Raw genomic sequence first — 16,734 nt, 5'->3', positions numbered from 1 at the left:
GGTTGTATAATCCCTTCCATTTAATTTATCTCTTCACATTTTGTCTTGGGCTTATTTTTAGTAAATCGTACTATTAAATAGGATAGAATCACTGAAATACCAAATCCTTCGAGCAGCATAAAGCTTGGAAAAATAAAGAATCGATAGCGAGTTTGAATTTCAATAAGCAAGTGAATAAGAACGTATCCTATGATTAGTAATAAAAACAGTGTATATGGATATTTATCCTGCTTCCTCACGAATAAACATATAAGGCCAATAATGGAAAGAATAGTAGTTGAAACGTAAATGATTCTTTCATAACTTTGAGCAGCACTAATTAATTTCTCTTTATTAAAAGGTACATCTTCTTGAGGAGTTAATGAAATGCTCCAAAATGTAGATGCATCCGTTCCTCCCCACATATTTAGGAATTTAATGTGAAAGAGATCTAAAAGCTGCTCTTTATCTGCTACCCGTTCTTTAATTACCTCTTTTTCTGCTTCAGCTCGTTTTTCTCCAATTGGCATACCCATAAAACGACTAGCATCCTCTGAAGAATAGGAACCGCTTGTTTCGTAATTAAAGCCAATGACGAATTTCCATAAAGGATCTCTGTTACTTAAAGGATATTTAGAAATGCCGCTAGCTACAAAAGAATAGTTGATCAGCGCATTTGCAATAAAAAAAGTAACCAGTATGCCTACGAGGTTTTTTCCTATTTTCTTTCGACGAGCTTTTAACTCAGCAGCATTCTTCGTTTTAATGTAAGGTTGAAGAATTTGCAAGATGAAATAAATGAAAACAGCGACGATAATAATGGGTCCTAGAGGACGCATTAAATTTCCTAACGACAATAGAAGGCCAATATAAAGCCAGCTAAACTTGTTATGAGCAAATCTTTTTATAATAAGGTAAAAAGCTGCATAAAATAAAAAAGTAGCTAAATGCTGATTAGTTAACACTGAGCTATAGAGAATGTTCGGAATGTAGAACGCATATAGAAAAGCTGCCATTCTCCCAGCAAGTTCGTTAAATACTTTCGCGCCAATTAAATAAATAAAAATAACGGTTCCAGTGGAATAAAAAATATTTAACAATTTTAATATGAAAATATTATCTCCAAAACAGCGAATAATAACAGATTCATAGAATGAAAAGCCTAGCTGATATACCCATGTAGTAAAATAAACGCTTTGGTTAAATTCATAATTTCCTTTTGCGATATTACGCGCGGCATCTAACATGACAAGAAAGTCAGATTTTACAGGCGTTTGAACAGAAAGCATCCATGCTAGTCGAATACCTAAGGTCAAAACGATCAGTGAAATAAAAAAAACAGTTTTGTTCATGTATCTACTTGCAATAGCTATTAGAAAAATGACAAGGAAAGTGATAAAGATTCCTTCAATAATAAATGAATTACTTAAAGCCAAGCCCTTTAATTCCAATGAATTTGTCATCGCATTATAACTGCCCCATAGAGACCATGTAAGAATAATGACACATAAAAAGATCAGGCTTTTGGATAAAAATGAGTTAAGCATATTACCTCCTGCAAATTATTTCAAAGATAAGGTACAAAATTCCTACCCTATGATACCATATTTTATTATTTTGTATATATTTTTCTTATAGAGTATAATGTTAGATTGTTCTGAAATTACGACAGCGGCATAACGTTTGATAAAAGGGTAAGCCGAGTAGGAAAACGATTTTGTAATAGAAAAAGCTGTTTGCATCCATACGTATGCGAACAGCTTTTATGTTTTAAACCGATCTTTTAATAAATTCCATAGGGAACTCACTCCGAGACTAATGCTGATCAGAATTCCTGACAGAGCTACTATTAAAGCGATATATTCAAAGATAGAAAACTGCTTCATGCTATCCCAATTGATGTTTCCCTTTAGTTTGCTAATAACTAAATTCATTCCGTAAATACCGGAAAGAACCGTATAAATCGTTAAAATTAATAATAAGTAATTGTGACGTTTGGCTGCGATTTTCTCTTGATTTTGGTACAAAGTACCAAGGGTTTCTTTGACTTCTTGATAAAGAGAATTGATGTGGAAGATTTTTTTAAAGAGCTCAGAAAACTCTTGACCTTCTGTGCGAGAGCTAATTTCTAAAAATAAATATTTACCTGAAAACACGGTAATAGAGCGGATTAGTCGTTCAATACCCTCTGAATTTTTATGAAACGTGAGCTGCGAATATTCATAAGATAATTTTAGCAACACGATTTTATAGAAAAAATGTAAAAATAAATTATAGTAATGCTGGCCAAATAGATGATTCATCAAAAGCTGATCCGTTTTAGAGTCTGTCGATTTAGAAATACACGAAAACACATGGTCTGTTATGACGTAATAGGTTTCAGGAGCCCACCTTTCATACACGTGTTTAGTATTATACGTTTTAATATACTCATGATTGTGTGCAGAAATAAACGCTTTCCCGTCAGGCGTATAGCTATTTAGCTGCCCAGTACGAAATAAAGTTGTGGAATTAATTTCTTGCTCTTGATTTACCGTTACATAACTTAACACAAACATCCGTTCATCGATAAAATAAGGAAGGCTCCCAACGTGCTGTTCACGCGTGGCTTCTTTCTTGATGTGTTCGTTCAAAAATGGCGCAAGCTGTGAAAAAATATAATCTTGCACTTTGCTATAGCGATGATGTTCATAGGTAATGGTGGATCCATGCTCTTCAGCAAGCTTCGGTTCTAGTACACGAAAATGATTCATGAATTCTAAAATATCATCATAGGTGTAATGATTATGGCTCATCTCAGTGCGAATGGTCATGACGCCAATTTCAAAAGGACATAAAAAAACATCCACAGACAGCACGTTGCTAGACACGGTGGTGGAGGAAGTGTGTAACGTAATAGTATGGTCTATTTTTTTGGAAAATCGAAGCAACCCTTCTTTTTCGCACGAGTCAGGGAATAGAATGCATTCAATGTAAGGAAGAAAATATTGATCCAGGCTATCATGAGATACGTAATACTGTTCTCCGTAGTATTCTTTTTCTAAATGTTTTTTTTGAATGGAAAAAAATTCGAACAAATTTTCTTTTAGTGCATGAACAAGCTGCTCTTTATTTCTTCGGTCAAAGGAAAAAGGAAAAAGAAACATGTTCATTGCTTTGGTAGGTACAATGGTTTGAAATGGTTCTGTTTTCCTTGGTGTATTGGTCATAAACTACATCCTTCTTATGGTCGGTTGTATTTCCTTGTAAGAGTCGAGGAACTGCAGATAGAAAGTAAAAGGTGAAACAAGCTTTACAAAAACCGTTCTACCTGCCTGCGGTGATTCAACGTATCATTTATAATATGCCAATTTTTTTAGAAAACAAACGTAAAAAAACCAACTAACATCATGATTAGTTGGTTTTACATACAGTGTCTGATTAGTGAATCGTGCGATATACACCAGTTACTTTTCCTAAAATCGTTACGTGGCGAAGAATAATAGGCGCCATCGTTGAATTTTCAGGCTGTAAACGAACGAAATTTTCTTCTTTAAAGAAACGTTTTACCGTTGCTTCGTTGTCCTCGGTCATAGCGACCACAATATCTCCATTATTAGCTGTTTGCTGCTGACGTACGATTACCATATCGCCATCTAGAATACCTGCTTCAATCATACTTTCTCCCATAATTTCAAGCATAAATACATGATCATCTGGAGAAACGAATTTATCTGGAAGAGGGAAATATTCTTCCACATTTTCAACGGCTGTTATAGGAAGACCCGCTGTTACTTTACCGATAACAGGAACATTAATGACATTGCTTTTAGGGATGTTTACTTCATCTAGTTGAAGAACTTCGATTGCTCTTGGTTTTGTTGGATCTCTGCGAATTAACCCTTTGCTTTCTAAACGAGCTAAATGCCCGTGTACAGTGGAGCTAGAGGCTAATCCTACCGCTTCCCCAATCTCGCGAACAGAAGGCGGATAACCTTTTAATTTTACTTCGTGCTTAATAAAATCTAGTATGTCTTGTTGACGTTTTGATAGCTTCATATTTTTCACCTCGATTTTAGCTATTCTTTAGGTGAATTATACCACGTGATGTGTCAATATACAAACATAAGTTCGAAGAATTCCATTGACAGAAACAAATGTTCTCAATAAAATAAGAACATATATTCTGATAGGGGGATCATAATATGCAACAATTCTTACATTCTATGAAACATTACGCTATTTTTTTTGCAGCAATCGCTGCACTTACATATGTATTGACGCTGGTTTTAGGAGCGGATAAAGTAGATTTAGACAAATATTCAACGGTTACTATTACAAAAGGAGATACGCTTTGGGACTTGTCCAACAAGTATCATAATCACCATCATTTGACCACCAATGAATTTGTCAAATGGGTTGAAGACGTCAATGATTTAAACTCAGACACTGCCCAGTCTTTATCTCCTGGAGATAAATTATATATTCCTGTTTTAAAACAAAAGTTACATAATCAAGTGGCAATTGAACAGTAGTGTGTAACGGCCGTTCCTGAATATTGTTAGAAGCCGAAAAGGTCGTGATAAAAGTGGACGCCATTATTTATTGCCGTGTCAGTACGGATAAAAAAACCCAAGAAACATCTTTACAGCGCCAGCAAGAAGAATTAAAAAAACTTGCTGGTCTTCACCATCTAGACGTAAAAAAAGTCGTGATGGAAAAAGCAAGCGGATATGACGTAGACAGAGAGGGTATTTTGGATGTTCTTCATACAATGAAAGAAGAGAAGATCTCTGTGCTGCTTATTCAAGACGAAACACGATTAGGCAGAGGAAATGCCCGAATTGCGCTGCTTCATGCTTTTCATAAAGAAAATGCTACCATCTATACGATTAGTCATCAAGGTCAGCTTCAGCTTTCAGAATCTGATTCAATGGTGTTAGATATTATTAGCTTAGTGGAAGAGCATCAGCGGAAATTACATAATGCTAAAATTAGAAGAGGAATGAAAAGAGCCGTAGAAAACGGTTATCGTCCGCAGAAAAATTTAAAAAATCAAGGAGTTAACTCGGGAAGGGAAAAAAAAGAAGCGCCTATTGAAGAAATTGTCCGCCTTCGTCATAACGGCTTAACCTTTGCTGAAATTTCAGTTACGCTAAAAGGTTTTGGCTATAATATTTCAAAAGCGACGGTACATCGCCGCTATCAAGAGTACCAAGAGAGTGCTCAATCTCTTGATAAAACGAAAGAGATTTAGTAAGATGACTACATGTTGCCGAAGCGGTTCGGTAATTTTAATTATTGATTATAAGGAGATAGGTTTTATATGCTATCAAAAGATAAACTTGCTCGTATTAATGCTCTTTCAAAAAAGGCAAAGGCTGAAGGTCTGACAGAATCTGAAGCGAAAGAACAGCAAGAGCTACGTCAGGAATATTTAAAAGTTTTCCGACAATCTATGACAAATCACCTTCATACGATTAAAGTTGTAGACGAAGAAGGTAAAGATGTTACGCCTAAGAAGTTAAAAGAGAGTAAAAAGAAGCGTCTTCACTAAGACGTTCTAGTAAAACTAGAGGGAGTGTTCCCTCTAGTTTTTTGTATATTTTTAATAAGGGGCACAAAAACTGTAAAAGTGGAAATTTTTTTGGTTCAAGTATTGTACAAATAAGCAAATCATTAGTATGATAACATATGTACATAGTTTTGAAAGGAATGAAGAGTATGACACAACGTATTGAAGATCTTTCGATTGCAACAATTCGTACTTTATCAATCGATGCGATTGAAAAAGCAAATTCAGGTCACCCAGGTATGCCAATGGGAGCTGCTCCAATGGCATATACATTGTGGACAAAATTTATGAACATCAATCCAAAGAATCCAAACTGGTTCAACCGTGACCGCTTTGTATTATCAGCAGGACACGGATCGGCACTATTATACAGCTTGCTTCATTTAGCTGGATATGACTTATCAATTGAAGACCTTAAAAACTTCCGTCAATGGGGAAGTAAAACACCAGGTCATCCAGAGTTCGGTCATACAGCAGGTGTTGATGCAACAACTGGTCCACTAGGACAAGGTATTGCAATGGCTGTTGGTAAAGCAATGGCAGAACGTCATTTAGCTGAAACATACAACAAAGAAGGTTTAGAAATTGTAGACCACTTTACGTATGGTATCTGTGGTGACGGAGACTTAATGGAAGGTGTATCTGCTGAAGCAGCTTCATTAGCGGCACACTTAAAATTAGGACGTTTAGTTGTTTTATACGATTCAAATGATATTTCTTTAGACGGAGATTTAGATCGCTCGTTCTCTGAGAACGTAGAAGATCGTTTCAAAGCTTACGGATGGCAAGTAATCCGCGTTGAAGACGGCAATGACTTGACAGCGATTGCAAACGCAATTGAAGAAGCAAAAGGCGATTTAACACGCCCAACGCTAATTGAAGTAAAAACAACAATCGGATTTGGTTCTCCAAACCACGCGGGTACTTCTGGCGTGCACGGTTCTCCATTAGGTTCCGATGAAACAAAATTAACAAAAGAAGCTTATGCATGGACATTTGAAGAAGATTTCTATGTGCCAGAAGAAGTGTATGCTCACTTCAAAGCTACAATTGCTGAAGATGGCCAAAAGAAAGAAAACGAATGGAACGATGTATTTGCACAGTATAAAGAAAAATATCCTGAACTAGGTCGTCAATTTGAACTAGCAGTAGAAGGAAAGTTACCGGAAGGCTGGGAAGAAACGCTTCCAGCATACGAAACGGGTTCAAGCTTAGCTAGCCGTGCTTCTTCTGGAGAAGTATTAAACGCAGTAGCACAAGCTGTACCTCAATTCTTCGGCGGTTCAGCTGACTTAGCTGGCTCAAATAAAACAATGATTAAAGGTTCAGAAGACTTCACTGCAGCTGATTACAGCGGACGTAATATCTGGTTCGGTGTACGTGAATTTGCAATGGGAGCTGCATTAAACGGTATGGCTCTACACGGCGGTGTAAAAGTATTTGGAGGAACATTCTTTGTATTCTCTGATTATCTTCGCCCAGCAATTCGCTTAGCAGCTTTAATGAAGCTTCCTGTAACATATGTATTCACACATGATAGTATCGCAGTTGGAGAAGACGGCCCAACACATGAGCCAATTGAACAATTGCCATCACTTCGTGCAATGCCAGGTCTTTCAGTGGTTCGTCCTGCAGATGCAAATGAAACAGCTGCTGCATGGCGCTTAGCATTAGAGTCAACTGACCGCCCAACGGCGCTTGTATTGACTCGTCAAAACTTGCCAACGCTTGAAGGTACAAAAGAAAATGCATACGAAGGCGTGTCTAAAGGTGCGTACGTTGTATCTAAAGCTGGTAAAGACCAAGCGGATGCATTAATACTTGCAACAGGCTCTGAAGTAAGCCTAGCAGTAGAAGCACAAAAAGCATTAGCTGCAGAAGGCATTGACGTATCTGTAGTAAGTATGCCTGCATGGGATCGTTTCGAAGAGCAATCTGCTGAGTACAAAGAAAGTGTTATCCCTAAATCAGTGAAAAAACGTTTAGGTATTGAAATGGCTTCTACACTTGGCTGGGAACGCTATGTTGGAGACGAGGGACAAGTTCTTGGTATTAATCACTTCGGTGCATCTGCTCCTGGTGAAACAATCATGAAAGAATTTGGTTTTACAGTTGAAAATGTAGTAGCAAAAGTGAAAAGCTTGCTTAATGCATAATTCTTTTTCATAAGAAAGAGCAGACTCCTGTGGTCTGCTCTTTTTTTTCGACAAAAAAACAAAGGAATTTTTTCATCGATAGACAAGCATTGCGTACACCATTCGGTATAATGGTACAAAAAAGAACGAGCCGAAAGGGAGGATGAATCGTGAGAACGTATGAAGTATATTTAATGGAGGAAGAAGTTGCATCATCCTATTTTCGAAGAGAAAAGCTCATTTATCAGCTGCTGATTGAATATAGAATGAAACGTCACTTGAAGGAAACGCACTTACAAAAACAAGTTCATTACATTACTCGTCAACTGCCCATTTCATTTATTCAACGAGAATTGCTTCAGGCGTTTTCTCATTATCCTCATTTTTTTACTCATCAAGAGACGTTTGTGCTGGAATATCCTCACAAAAAAAGTCGAGCATCTATAAAATTAACAAATCGCTGTATAACAATTGAAGGAGATGGCAATGTTGATGCTGAGACAGCTTTTTTTGAAGTATTACGCAAGCTAGATCCTTGTTTTTTAGCAGTGAATTATGGAACGGATGAATACGGCTGGCTGAGGCCTGTGAAAACAAGAAAATTTGTGTAATTATTTAAGGAAATTGGAACGGAAATATTGTATAATAGCGTATGGTCTAGTACACTGTAAGTTAGACAACACGAAGGAGGAAGTAATACCATGGGAATGTATATTCTAGTTGGTGTTCTAGCATTAATTGTTGGGATAGCGCTAGGATTTTTCATTGCTCGTAAATATATGATGAGCTATCTGAAGAAAAATCCACCAATTAATGAACAAATGTTAAAAATGATGATGATGCAAATGGGCATGAAACCATCGCAGAAAAAAATTAACCAAATGATGAAAGCAATGAACGGCCAAATTAAATAATGGTTAATTGGACAGACACTCTCTATTCAGAAGGGTGTCTTTTGTTTTATGATAGAGATAAGAAAATGGTTGTGGGGCTAGGGGGATACGATGAAAATTTTTCGAGAGTTATGGTGGTTTTTCAAACAGGAAAAAAAGTCTTACATAACGGGGGTAGCGCTGCTCATTATTGTCGCAGCATTAGAACTTCTCCCGCCTAAAATTATTGGTTTAACGGTAGATGGCATTAAAGAAGGGACGCTGAATGGAAAGCGCTTAATGCAGATGGTTGGCATTTTGCTAGGAGCTGCTGTTGTGGCCTATTTCACAAGATACATATGGCGTATTATGATATTTGGTTCATCTGTTAAACTAGCCAAGCAGCTGAGAAATACCCTCTACACTCATTTTACCAAGATGAATCAGGCCTTTTATCAAAGGCGGCGAATTGGGGATTTGATGGCCCATGCAACAAACGATATTCAAGCTATTCAACAAACTGCAGGTTCGGGCGTTTTGACACTCGTGGATTCCATTGTCACAGGAGGGCTTGTTCTATGCACAATGGCCCTCACAATCAGCTGGAAATTAACGCTTATTTGCCTTATTCCTATGCCGCTTATGGCCGTTTTAACAAGTTACTATGGTACATTACTTCATGCGCGGTTTCATCACGCACAAGCAGCATTTTCTACTTTAAATGATAAGGTTCAAGAAAGCATTAGCGGGATTAAAGTCATTAAGACGTTTGGGGAAGAAGCAGCTGATGTCGAAGAATTTCGCATCAAGTCTGCAGATGTTGTCCAAAAGAACATGAAAGTAGCCCGAATAGATGCATTGTTTGATCCGACCATTTCGATTATTGTAGCACTTTCTTTTTTACTTGCTCTTATTTTTGGCAGCAAGATGGTTATTAGTGAAGAGTTAACACTGGGGCAGCTTGTTACCTTTACAACTTATTTAGGCCTTCTTATTTGGCCGATGCTCGCATTTGGCTGGCTATTTAACATTATGGAACGTGGAAGAGCATCATATGACAGGGTATTTTCTTTATTAAAAGAAGAAAATTCGATTGAAGAAGCAGCGTATCCTAGTGTTGAAATGCCAACAGGAAATATTGAAGCTGTTATTCATAGGTTTTCGTATGGTAAAGAAGACGAATATACGTTAAACGAAATTTATTTTACACTTTCTCGCGGTCAAACGTTAGGTATTGTCGGAAAGACGGGTGCTGGGAAAACCACGCTTTTAAAGCTGCTGCTTCGTGAATTTGATGTAAGAGACGGAGCTGTTTTATGGGGAGGAAAAGATATTAAAGACTATGCTTTTGATTCATTGTACAAAAGCCTTGGATATGTTCCTCAAGATCACTTTTTGTTTTCAACAACAGTTGCTGATAATATCGCTTTTGGAAAAAGAGAAGCAAGCAATCATGAGATTGAAGAAGCGGCTAAAGTTGCCAATGTACATAGAGACATCCTTGATTTTACAGATGGCTATCAAACAATAGTAGGCGAAAAAGGCGTTTCGTTATCGGGTGGACAAAAACAGCGTATTTCGATTGCAAGAGCTCTTCTATTAGATCCTGAGCTTTTAATTTTAGACGACTCTCTATCAGCGGTAGATGGAAAAACGGAAGCGGGTATTTTACAAGCGCTGAAGCAGAAACGTCAAAATCGAACAACGATTATTACAGCGCATCGGCTGAGCTCGGTTACTCATGCAGACCTGATTCTTGTACTTGATAAAGGGAAAATTATTCAGCGAGGAACTCATGAGGAACTGCTTAGCGTGAGCGGCTGGTACCAGGATATGTACGATAGACAGCAGCTTGAACGTGCGGTAGAAGAAGGAGAGACGAAAAATGAAAATTGAGCATTCTTCGGTACATAAACGTCTGTTTCGCTATACAATTCCGCATAAAAACTCATTTTTTTTAGCGTTCACACTATTATTAATTGCTACGGCTGCGGATTTATTAGGGCCCATTTTGATTAAAATTTTCATTGACGATTATTTAACTCCTAAGTATTTGCCTCTTCAGCCTCTTGTGTGGCTTGCAAGCAGTTATTTGCTTTTACAGCTTTTAAAAATTGTCGTTCAATACTTTCAGCTTCTGCAGTTCCAAAAAATTGCGCTTCAAATTATTCAGCAGATTCGAATTGACGTTTTTTCTCATGTTCATCGCCTGGCTCTTCGCTTTTTTGACAACACGCCCACAGGAAGCCTGGTATCTCGAATTACAAATGACACGGAAGCCATGAAAGAAATGTTTGTGGAAGTCATCGCGGTTTTTATTCAAAATGGGGTGTTTTTGGTCGGTATTTTTATAGCCATGTTTATGCTAGATGTGAAACTGGCTTTTTATTGTTTAGTTCTTCTCCCGTTCATTTGGGGACTTATGAAGCTTTATCAGCATTTCAGCGCTATTTACTACGGACAGCTTCGAGAGAAACTAAGCCAATTAAATGCCAAGCTTCATGAGTCTTTGCAAGGCATGTCTATTATTCAGTTATTTCGTCAAGAAAAGCGGCTGCGCTCGGAATTTGAAGAAATCAATGATGAACATTACAAAGCGGGGATGCGCAATATTAAGTTGGATGGTTTGCTGCTAAGGCCGGCAGTCGAAATTCTTTACATTTTAGCCGTTATTCTTGTGCTCAGTTATTTTGGTATTTCCGTAGCTGACAGTCCTGTTAAAATTGGTGTTCTTTACGCATTTATCAACTACTTGGATCGTTTTTTTGAGCCTGTTAATGAAATGATGCAGCGTCTTTCTATGTATCAGCAAGCGATGGTATCAGCGTCTCGGGTATTTGACTTGATGGATGAAAAAGAAAAAAATCCAGTCATGACAGGAGAACAAAAGCAGGGGGTACAAAAAGGAACGGTAGAATTCAGAAACGTAACGTTTTCCTATGATGGTGTTCGAGATGTACTTTCTGATATATCGTTTACGGTAAATGAAGGAGAAATAGTGGCTTTAGTAGGCCATACGGGAAGCGGGAAAAGCTCCATCATTAATCTATTAATGCGTTTTTATGAGCAGCAAAAAGGAGACATTTTGATCGATAATAAACCGCTATCGTCTTTTTCAAATAAACAGCTTCGAGATGAGGTAGGGCTGGTGCTTCAAGATGCCTTTTTATTTGCAGATACCGTAAAACGAAATATTACGCTGCACGAAGACCATTTTTCTGATGAACAAGTAAAAGCAGCGGCGGAATTTGTGCAAGCTCATGCATTTATCGAAGCTCTTCCTAATAAGTATAATGAAGTGCTAGTCGAAAGAGGTTCCACTTTATCAAGCGGCCAGCGTCAGCTCTTAGCATTTGCAAGAACGGTCATCCGGAATCCTAAAATCCTTATTCTTGATGAAGCAACAGCACACATTGATACAGAAACAGAAGAAGCGATTCAAGAAGTGTTAAGAGATATGGGAAAAGGCCGTACAACAATTGCGATTGCTCATCGTTTATCCACTATTCAACACGCCGACTGTATTTTAGTACTGCATAAAGGAAAAATCGTCGAAAAAGGCACACATACTGAACTGCTAAACAAAGGCGGTTTGTACTATAATATGTATCAGCTTCAGCACAGTGAAAAAGAGGAGAATTTCAGCAAAGAAACAGGAGTAAAAGAGACTTATACAGAATTGATAGAGTGAAGGCAAAAAAAGAAACAACCTTCATGGAGAGGTTGTTTCTGTCGTTTGAGCAGGGAATTCATTGTAAACGTTTAATAAATGATCTAATTCTTGACTATGTTTAATAGCAGGTGGAGAGTTTAATCCACTTACTCGGACTATGCGGATGAGTTCTTCTCGTTTCTTTTCAATCGCTAATAGAATATCTTTTTTGGCCAATGCTATGTATCCCTTCTAACAAGTCGTTTACCTAATTATACAAGATAATGGTACTATTTGAAAGAAGTGAGATAAGACAATTTGGTTACAAAATGGTAACGAAAAAGAACAAAAAGAACAAAAAAGGGAAGTGTGAAATGTGGGAGATTTAAATTTGTTTTTGGCATTTGGCGCAGGTTTTTTATCGTTTATTTCACCTTGCTGTTTGCCTTTGTACCCAGCTTTTTTATCGTACATAACGGGAGTATCAGTTAGCGAGCTAAAGGAAGGAGCTAAGTCACATCAGCGAAAAGCTTTTATTCACACAGCTTTCTTTTTGCTTGGGTTTTCTGTCATTTTTATTATGATTGGTTTTGCGACGTCTTTTATTGGTCAGTGGTTTTTTAACTATAAGGATTTAATCCGGCAGATTGGCGCTATTCTTATTATTTTCTTTGGTCTAGTTGTACTAGGGATTTTTAAGCCTCGCATTCTTATGCAAGAACATAAGCTTAGATTCGCAAATAAGCCGGCTGGTCTCTTAGGTTCTTCTTTCATAGGCATGGCGTTTGCTGCGGGCTGGACTCCGTGCACGGGCCCTATTTTAGTATCGGTTATGGCGCTTGCAGCGACAAACCCAGGCTCTGGCCTTTTGTATATGATAGCTTATTCACTTGGATTTTCTATTCCATTTTTTATCATGACGTTTTTTATTGGGAAAATGAACTGGTTAAAAAAACATATGAATTCCATGATGAAAGTTGGCGGATACGCAATGATTGGCATGGGATTTATTTTGTATTTTGACTGGATGACAAAAATTATTATTTATACAACGAGCGTATTTGGAGGGTTTACGGGCTTTTAAAAAGGGAAAATGATACAAAAAGAATCTGAGAATTGGCAGATTCTTTTTATTTTTCAAAAGACAAAATAGTTACTTTCGCTCTTAGGAAATATACAAGAATATGGGGTGAAAAAATATATAGAAAAAATTTATTTTTACTATATCTTCTATAAATACGGAGTGATACAATGAAATCGTCATATTTTTAATTGTTAAAAAGAGGTGTATAAATTGAAAGATATTTTGTTAATCTTGCTTTTGCAACTGATCTATGTACCGATCTTGACGCTGCGCACAATTTTTTTAGTCAAAGGTATGAGTATGTATGCCTCGGTTTTTGGATTTGTTGAAGCGTTAATTTATGTATTCGGCTTATCTCTTGTATTTTCAGGAGATCAAAGCACGCTTGCTATGGTTGTATATGCAGTTGGGTTTGGAGTGGGAATTATCCTTGGAAGTTATATCGAATCTAGGCTTGCTATCGGATATACAACATTCTTAGTTAACCTTATGACCAAAAATGAAGAGTTGATTAACCGCCTTCGACAGGAAGGTTTTGGTGTTACTGTTTACCAAGGAGAAGGAAGAGACAGTGCACGCTATAGATTAGACATTTTAACAAAAAGAAGTAGAGAAGAAGAGCTATTAGCATTCATTGAAGAATATGAGCCTCGTGCTTTCATTATTTCATACGAGCCGCGTAAATTTAAAGGCGGGTTCTTACTAAAAGCAATGAAAAAGCAAAAACAAAAACAAAAAGCAAAAGCAGATATCACCTCTACTAAATAAAAACAGAAGAGATCCTCTTCTGTTTTTTTGTTGCACTTTTACTTCTGATGTTTTTTGGATTATAATATAAGTAAACACTAAACTATAGTAAAGGAAGGATTTCATTGGTTATTGCTTCAACACTTGTCGCAATTTTTATGGCTTCTTTCATATTAGTTGTTCGAATGAAAGCTGCTGATAAACCAACGAATGCAAAAAAAATTATACTTCCGCCTTTTTTTATGAGTACGGGAGCGTTAATGTTTATTTTTCCAATGTTTCGAGTAACGGGTGCAGAACTGCTTGAGGCGTTAATAGCAGGCATGATTTTCTCAATCCTGTTAATTAAAACGTCTAAATTTGAAATTCGTGACGATCATATTTACTTGAAGCGTTCAAAAGCTTTTGCATTCATTATTATTGGTTTGCTTATTATTCGAATTGCAATGAAAATATATTTAAGTTCTTCAATTGATGTTGGCCAGCTTGGCGGTATGTTCTGGATTTTAGCATTTGGTATGATTGTACCTTGGCGCATTGCGATGTACACATCGTACAAAAAGCTCGAACGAAAGCTGCATAATGATCGTCTTGCTAATACAACAATATTAAACTAAAAAAGGTGGCTACGCAGCCACCTTTTTTGATTTAAAATAAATGCTGATAGGGGAAGGCATCTATTTTTTGTTTTTTTAATGTTTTTAATAAAAATTTATGATCACGTTTAGGCGTAGCTAAAATGTATCCACGTACGATTAAGTCTTCCGTTATAGAGGCTGCTTGTTCCTCAATTGCGAGTTCCCCAATTTTCCCCGCGATTTTTTGTTTGGCTACATCGCGAAACAGTTCAGGTACTGGTTCAACAAGAACGTTTAATAGCTGCTTTTGATCAGCTGACCAAAGGTGGACGGTTTTGGAAAGATAGTGATCTTGCCAATCAAGCTCAGACATGCCGTCTTCTTTTGGTAAGCGCTTTAAAAACTTCCTGAACATAAAAAATCCGCCGATAGCAAACATGCTCATTAAAAAGACTACCCAAAATAAAATAACCCATAAAAACCAGCCCTCTAGCATATTTTTCACTCCTTTATAAAGAGGTCAATCCTGACATTACTATATTTATACATTTATTATAAAAGCCTTGTTCCTTTTATGGCAATATAAAATTCCTGTACTTTGTGCGAGAGGAAAGTCTTTTTTGACTCATCAATAAGTTTATATAGACTCATTAATGAGTGAATTATCGTTAGAATTGTCTAAAAATGCTTATTTTTCAGCTTTTTAAAAGTTGGCACGTTTTTTGCATATAAACTAATTGAAGAATTATTTAATATGAGAGGAAGATAAAAAATGAGTCAAACTTTTAGCAAAGTAGCAACAAATTTACCGGGAGAAAATGCAAAGCAATTATTAGATAGAAGACACCGTGCCATTCCGAAAGGTGTAAGTTATGGCATTCCGACATTTGCTGATACGGCTGAAGGGGCGATCGTTAAAGATGTCGATGGCAATACGTTTATTGATTTCGTAGGCGCAATTGGCACAATCAATGTAGGACACAGTCATCCAAAAGTAAAAGAAGCGCTTCACAAACAAGTAGACCGTTTTATTCACACAGGATTTAACGTAATGATGTATGAGTCATACGTAGAGCTTGCAGAAAGATTAGCAGCAATTGCGCCTGGTGAATTTGACAAGAAGGTATTACTTTTAAATAGCGGAGCAGAAGCTGTAGAAAACGCAGTGAAAATTGCTCGTAAATATACAAAGCGTCAAGGAATTATTTCCTTTAACCGCGGTTTCCATGGCCGTACATTAATGACAATGACAATGACAAGTAAAGTAAAACCATATAAATATGAATTTGGACCGTTTGCTCCTGAAGTATACAAAGCTCCATATCCTTATGAGTATCGCCGTCCACAAGGATTATCAGTTGAAGCATACGAAGATTTCATGATTACAGAATTTAAAAACTTCTTAAATACAGAAGTAGCACCGGAAACGATTGCAGCTGTTGTAATGGAGCCGATTCAAGGTGAAGGTGGCTTCATCGTTCCAGGTAAACGTTTTGTGCAAGAAGTGTATCAATTATGTAAAGAGCACGGAATTTTATTTGTATCAGATGAAATTCAAGCAGGATTTGCACGTACGGGCCGCTACTTCGGTATTGAACATTTTGACGTTGAGCCTGATTTAATTACGGTATCAAAATCACTAGGAGCTGGCGTACCAATCAGCGGTGTCATTGGCCGTGCTGAAATCATGGATGAATCTAATCCTGGTGAGCTTGGCGGAACGTACTGCGGAAGTCCTCTTGGATGTGAAGCAGCCTTAGCTGTACTTGATATCATTGAAGAAGAAAAGCTAAACGAACGCGGTGAGTACCTTGGAAAAGTAGTAACATCACGATTTGAAAAACTAGCAGAAAAATATGACTGTATCGGTGATATTCGCGGATTAGGTGCTATGTCTGCTATCGAGCTTGTAAAAGATCGTGAAACAAAAGAAGCGGACAAGGAGCTTACACAGCGTATCGTAAAAGAAGCAAACAAGCGTGGATTATTACTGCTTAGCGCAGGAGTATTTGGAAACGTTCTTCGTATCTTAATGCCAATTGTTATTACGGATGAGCAGCTGGAAGAAGGCTTAGCTATTTTTGAAGCAGCACTAGAAGCAAGCGTGCAGCAAACGGTTGAAGTATAAGAGAA

Annotated in this window: 17 protein-coding genes; 12 read left to right on the top strand and 5 right to left on the bottom strand. The window is 37.3% G+C overall.

Going from position 1 to position 16,734, the window contains the following annotated elements; genetic code table 11:
* Positions 1-20: 20 nt before the first annotated feature.
* The 3 genes from AC3WJG_RS04470 to lexA form a co-directional block, all read right to left on the bottom strand.
* Complete coding sequence (locus AC3WJG_RS04470) at positions 21-1,526, bottom strand: ArnT family glycosyltransferase (protein WP_337133950.1); 1,506 nt, start codon at positions 1,524-1,526, stop codon at positions 21-23.
* A gap of 216 nt (positions 1,527-1,742) precedes the next feature.
* On the bottom strand, positions 1,743-3,188 hold the full coding sequence (locus AC3WJG_RS04465) for a hypothetical protein (RefSeq protein ID WP_492587998.1): 1,446 nt from the start codon (positions 3,186-3,188) through the stop codon (positions 1,743-1,745).
* A gap of 211 nt (positions 3,189-3,399) precedes the next feature.
* The gene (gene lexA / locus AC3WJG_RS04460; protein ID WP_013058778.1) at positions 3,400-4,017 is read right to left on the bottom strand and encodes a transcriptional repressor LexA; all 618 of its coding nucleotides are present in this window, start codon (positions 4,015-4,017) and stop codon (positions 3,400-3,402) included.
* A gap of 146 nt (positions 4,018-4,163) precedes the next feature.
* Here lexA and yneA point away from each other — a divergent pair, with 146 nt between their 5' ends.
* The 8 genes from yneA to AC3WJG_RS04420 all read left to right on the top strand — a co-directional run bounded on the left by yneA (position 4,164) and on the right by AC3WJG_RS04420 (position 12,231).
* Positions 4,164-4,493: a cell division suppressor protein YneA gene (gene yneA, locus AC3WJG_RS04455; protein WP_337133951.1), complete on the top strand. Its 330-nt coding sequence runs from the start codon at positions 4,164-4,166 to the stop codon at positions 4,491-4,493.
* Between the two features lie 53 nt (positions 4,494-4,546).
* Positions 4,547-5,215 carry a YneB family resolvase-like protein gene (locus AC3WJG_RS04450; RefSeq protein ID WP_028410872.1) on the top strand — a complete coding sequence of 223 codons (669 nt, stop codon included), beginning with the start codon at positions 4,547-4,549 and terminating at the stop codon, positions 5,213-5,215.
* Between the two features lie 69 nt (positions 5,216-5,284).
* A complete protein-coding gene (locus tag AC3WJG_RS04445; RefSeq protein ID WP_013058775.1) occupies positions 5,285-5,515 on the top strand; it encodes a DUF896 domain-containing protein in 231 nt (76 codons plus the stop codon).
* 167 nt (positions 5,516-5,682) lie between these two features.
* Positions 5,683-7,689: a transketolase gene (gene tkt, locus AC3WJG_RS04440; RefSeq protein WP_013058774.1), complete on the top strand. Its 2,007-nt coding sequence runs from the start codon at positions 5,683-5,685 to the stop codon at positions 7,687-7,689.
* A 149-nt stretch (positions 7,690-7,838) separates the two neighbouring features.
* Positions 7,839-8,279 (top strand): sporulation inhibitor of replication protein SirA, encoded by a 441-nt coding sequence (gene sirA / locus AC3WJG_RS04435; RefSeq protein WP_029320661.1) that lies wholly within the window; start codon positions 7,839-7,841, stop codon positions 8,277-8,279.
* A 90-nt stretch (positions 8,280-8,369) separates the two neighbouring features.
* On the top strand, positions 8,370-8,582 hold the full coding sequence (locus tag AC3WJG_RS04430) for a YneF family protein (RefSeq protein WP_013058772.1): 213 nt from the start codon (positions 8,370-8,372) through the stop codon (positions 8,580-8,582).
* Between the two features lie 90 nt (positions 8,583-8,672).
* The gene (locus tag AC3WJG_RS04425) at positions 8,673-10,436 is read left to right on the top strand and encodes an ABC transporter transmembrane domain-containing protein (protein WP_102813774.1); all 1,764 of its coding nucleotides are present in this window, start codon (positions 8,673-8,675) and stop codon (positions 10,434-10,436) included.
* Positions 10,426-12,231, top strand: a complete 1,806-nt coding sequence (locus tag AC3WJG_RS04420) for an ABC transporter ATP-binding protein (protein ID WP_337133952.1) — start codon at positions 10,426-10,428, stop codon at positions 12,229-12,231. Before AC3WJG_RS04425 ends, AC3WJG_RS04420 begins: the two co-directional genes overlap by 11 nt.
* A 21-nt stretch (positions 12,232-12,252) precedes the next feature.
* Here the strand turns inward: AC3WJG_RS04420 and AC3WJG_RS04415 are convergent, their stop codons facing one another.
* The gene (locus tag AC3WJG_RS04415; protein ID WP_014458520.1) at positions 12,253-12,429 is read right to left on the bottom strand and encodes an aspartyl-phosphate phosphatase Spo0E family protein; all 177 of its coding nucleotides are present in this window, start codon (positions 12,427-12,429) and stop codon (positions 12,253-12,255) included.
* A gap of 139 nt (positions 12,430-12,568) precedes the next feature.
* Here AC3WJG_RS04415 and AC3WJG_RS04410 point away from each other — a divergent pair, with 139 nt between their 5' ends.
* The 3 genes from AC3WJG_RS04410 (at position 12,569) to AC3WJG_RS04400 (ending at position 14,640) form a co-directional block, all read left to right on the top strand.
* Positions 12,569-13,276, top strand: coding sequence for a cytochrome c biogenesis CcdA family protein (locus AC3WJG_RS04410; RefSeq protein ID WP_028410875.1), 708 nt, complete (start codon positions 12,569-12,571; stop codon positions 13,274-13,276).
* A 210-nt stretch (positions 13,277-13,486) separates the two neighbouring features.
* On the top strand, positions 13,487-14,044 hold the full coding sequence (locus tag AC3WJG_RS04405; protein ID WP_013058767.1) for a DUF2179 domain-containing protein: 558 nt from the start codon (positions 13,487-13,489) through the stop codon (positions 14,042-14,044).
* A 104-nt stretch (positions 14,045-14,148) separates the two neighbouring features.
* Complete coding sequence (locus AC3WJG_RS04400) at positions 14,149-14,640, top strand: CcdC family protein (RefSeq protein WP_013058766.1); 492 nt, start codon at positions 14,149-14,151, stop codon at positions 14,638-14,640.
* 31 nt (positions 14,641-14,671) lie between these two features.
* Here the strand turns inward: AC3WJG_RS04400 and AC3WJG_RS04395 are convergent, their stop codons facing one another.
* The gene (locus AC3WJG_RS04395) at positions 14,672-15,097 is read right to left on the bottom strand and encodes a DUF2621 domain-containing protein (protein WP_337133953.1); all 426 of its coding nucleotides are present in this window, start codon (positions 15,095-15,097) and stop codon (positions 14,672-14,674) included.
* A 276-nt stretch (positions 15,098-15,373) separates the two neighbouring features.
* Between AC3WJG_RS04395 and gabT the strand changes: the two genes are divergently transcribed.
* Entirely contained in the window at positions 15,374-16,729 is a 1,356-nt protein-coding gene (gene gabT / locus AC3WJG_RS04390) for a 4-aminobutyrate--2-oxoglutarate transaminase (protein WP_014458523.1), read from the top strand.
* Positions 16,730-16,734 lie beyond the last annotated feature (5 nt).

The organism is Priestia sp. FW507-14D1A (assembly GCF_058781295.1).
This window is presented reverse-complemented; position numbering and strand designations above follow the sequence as displayed.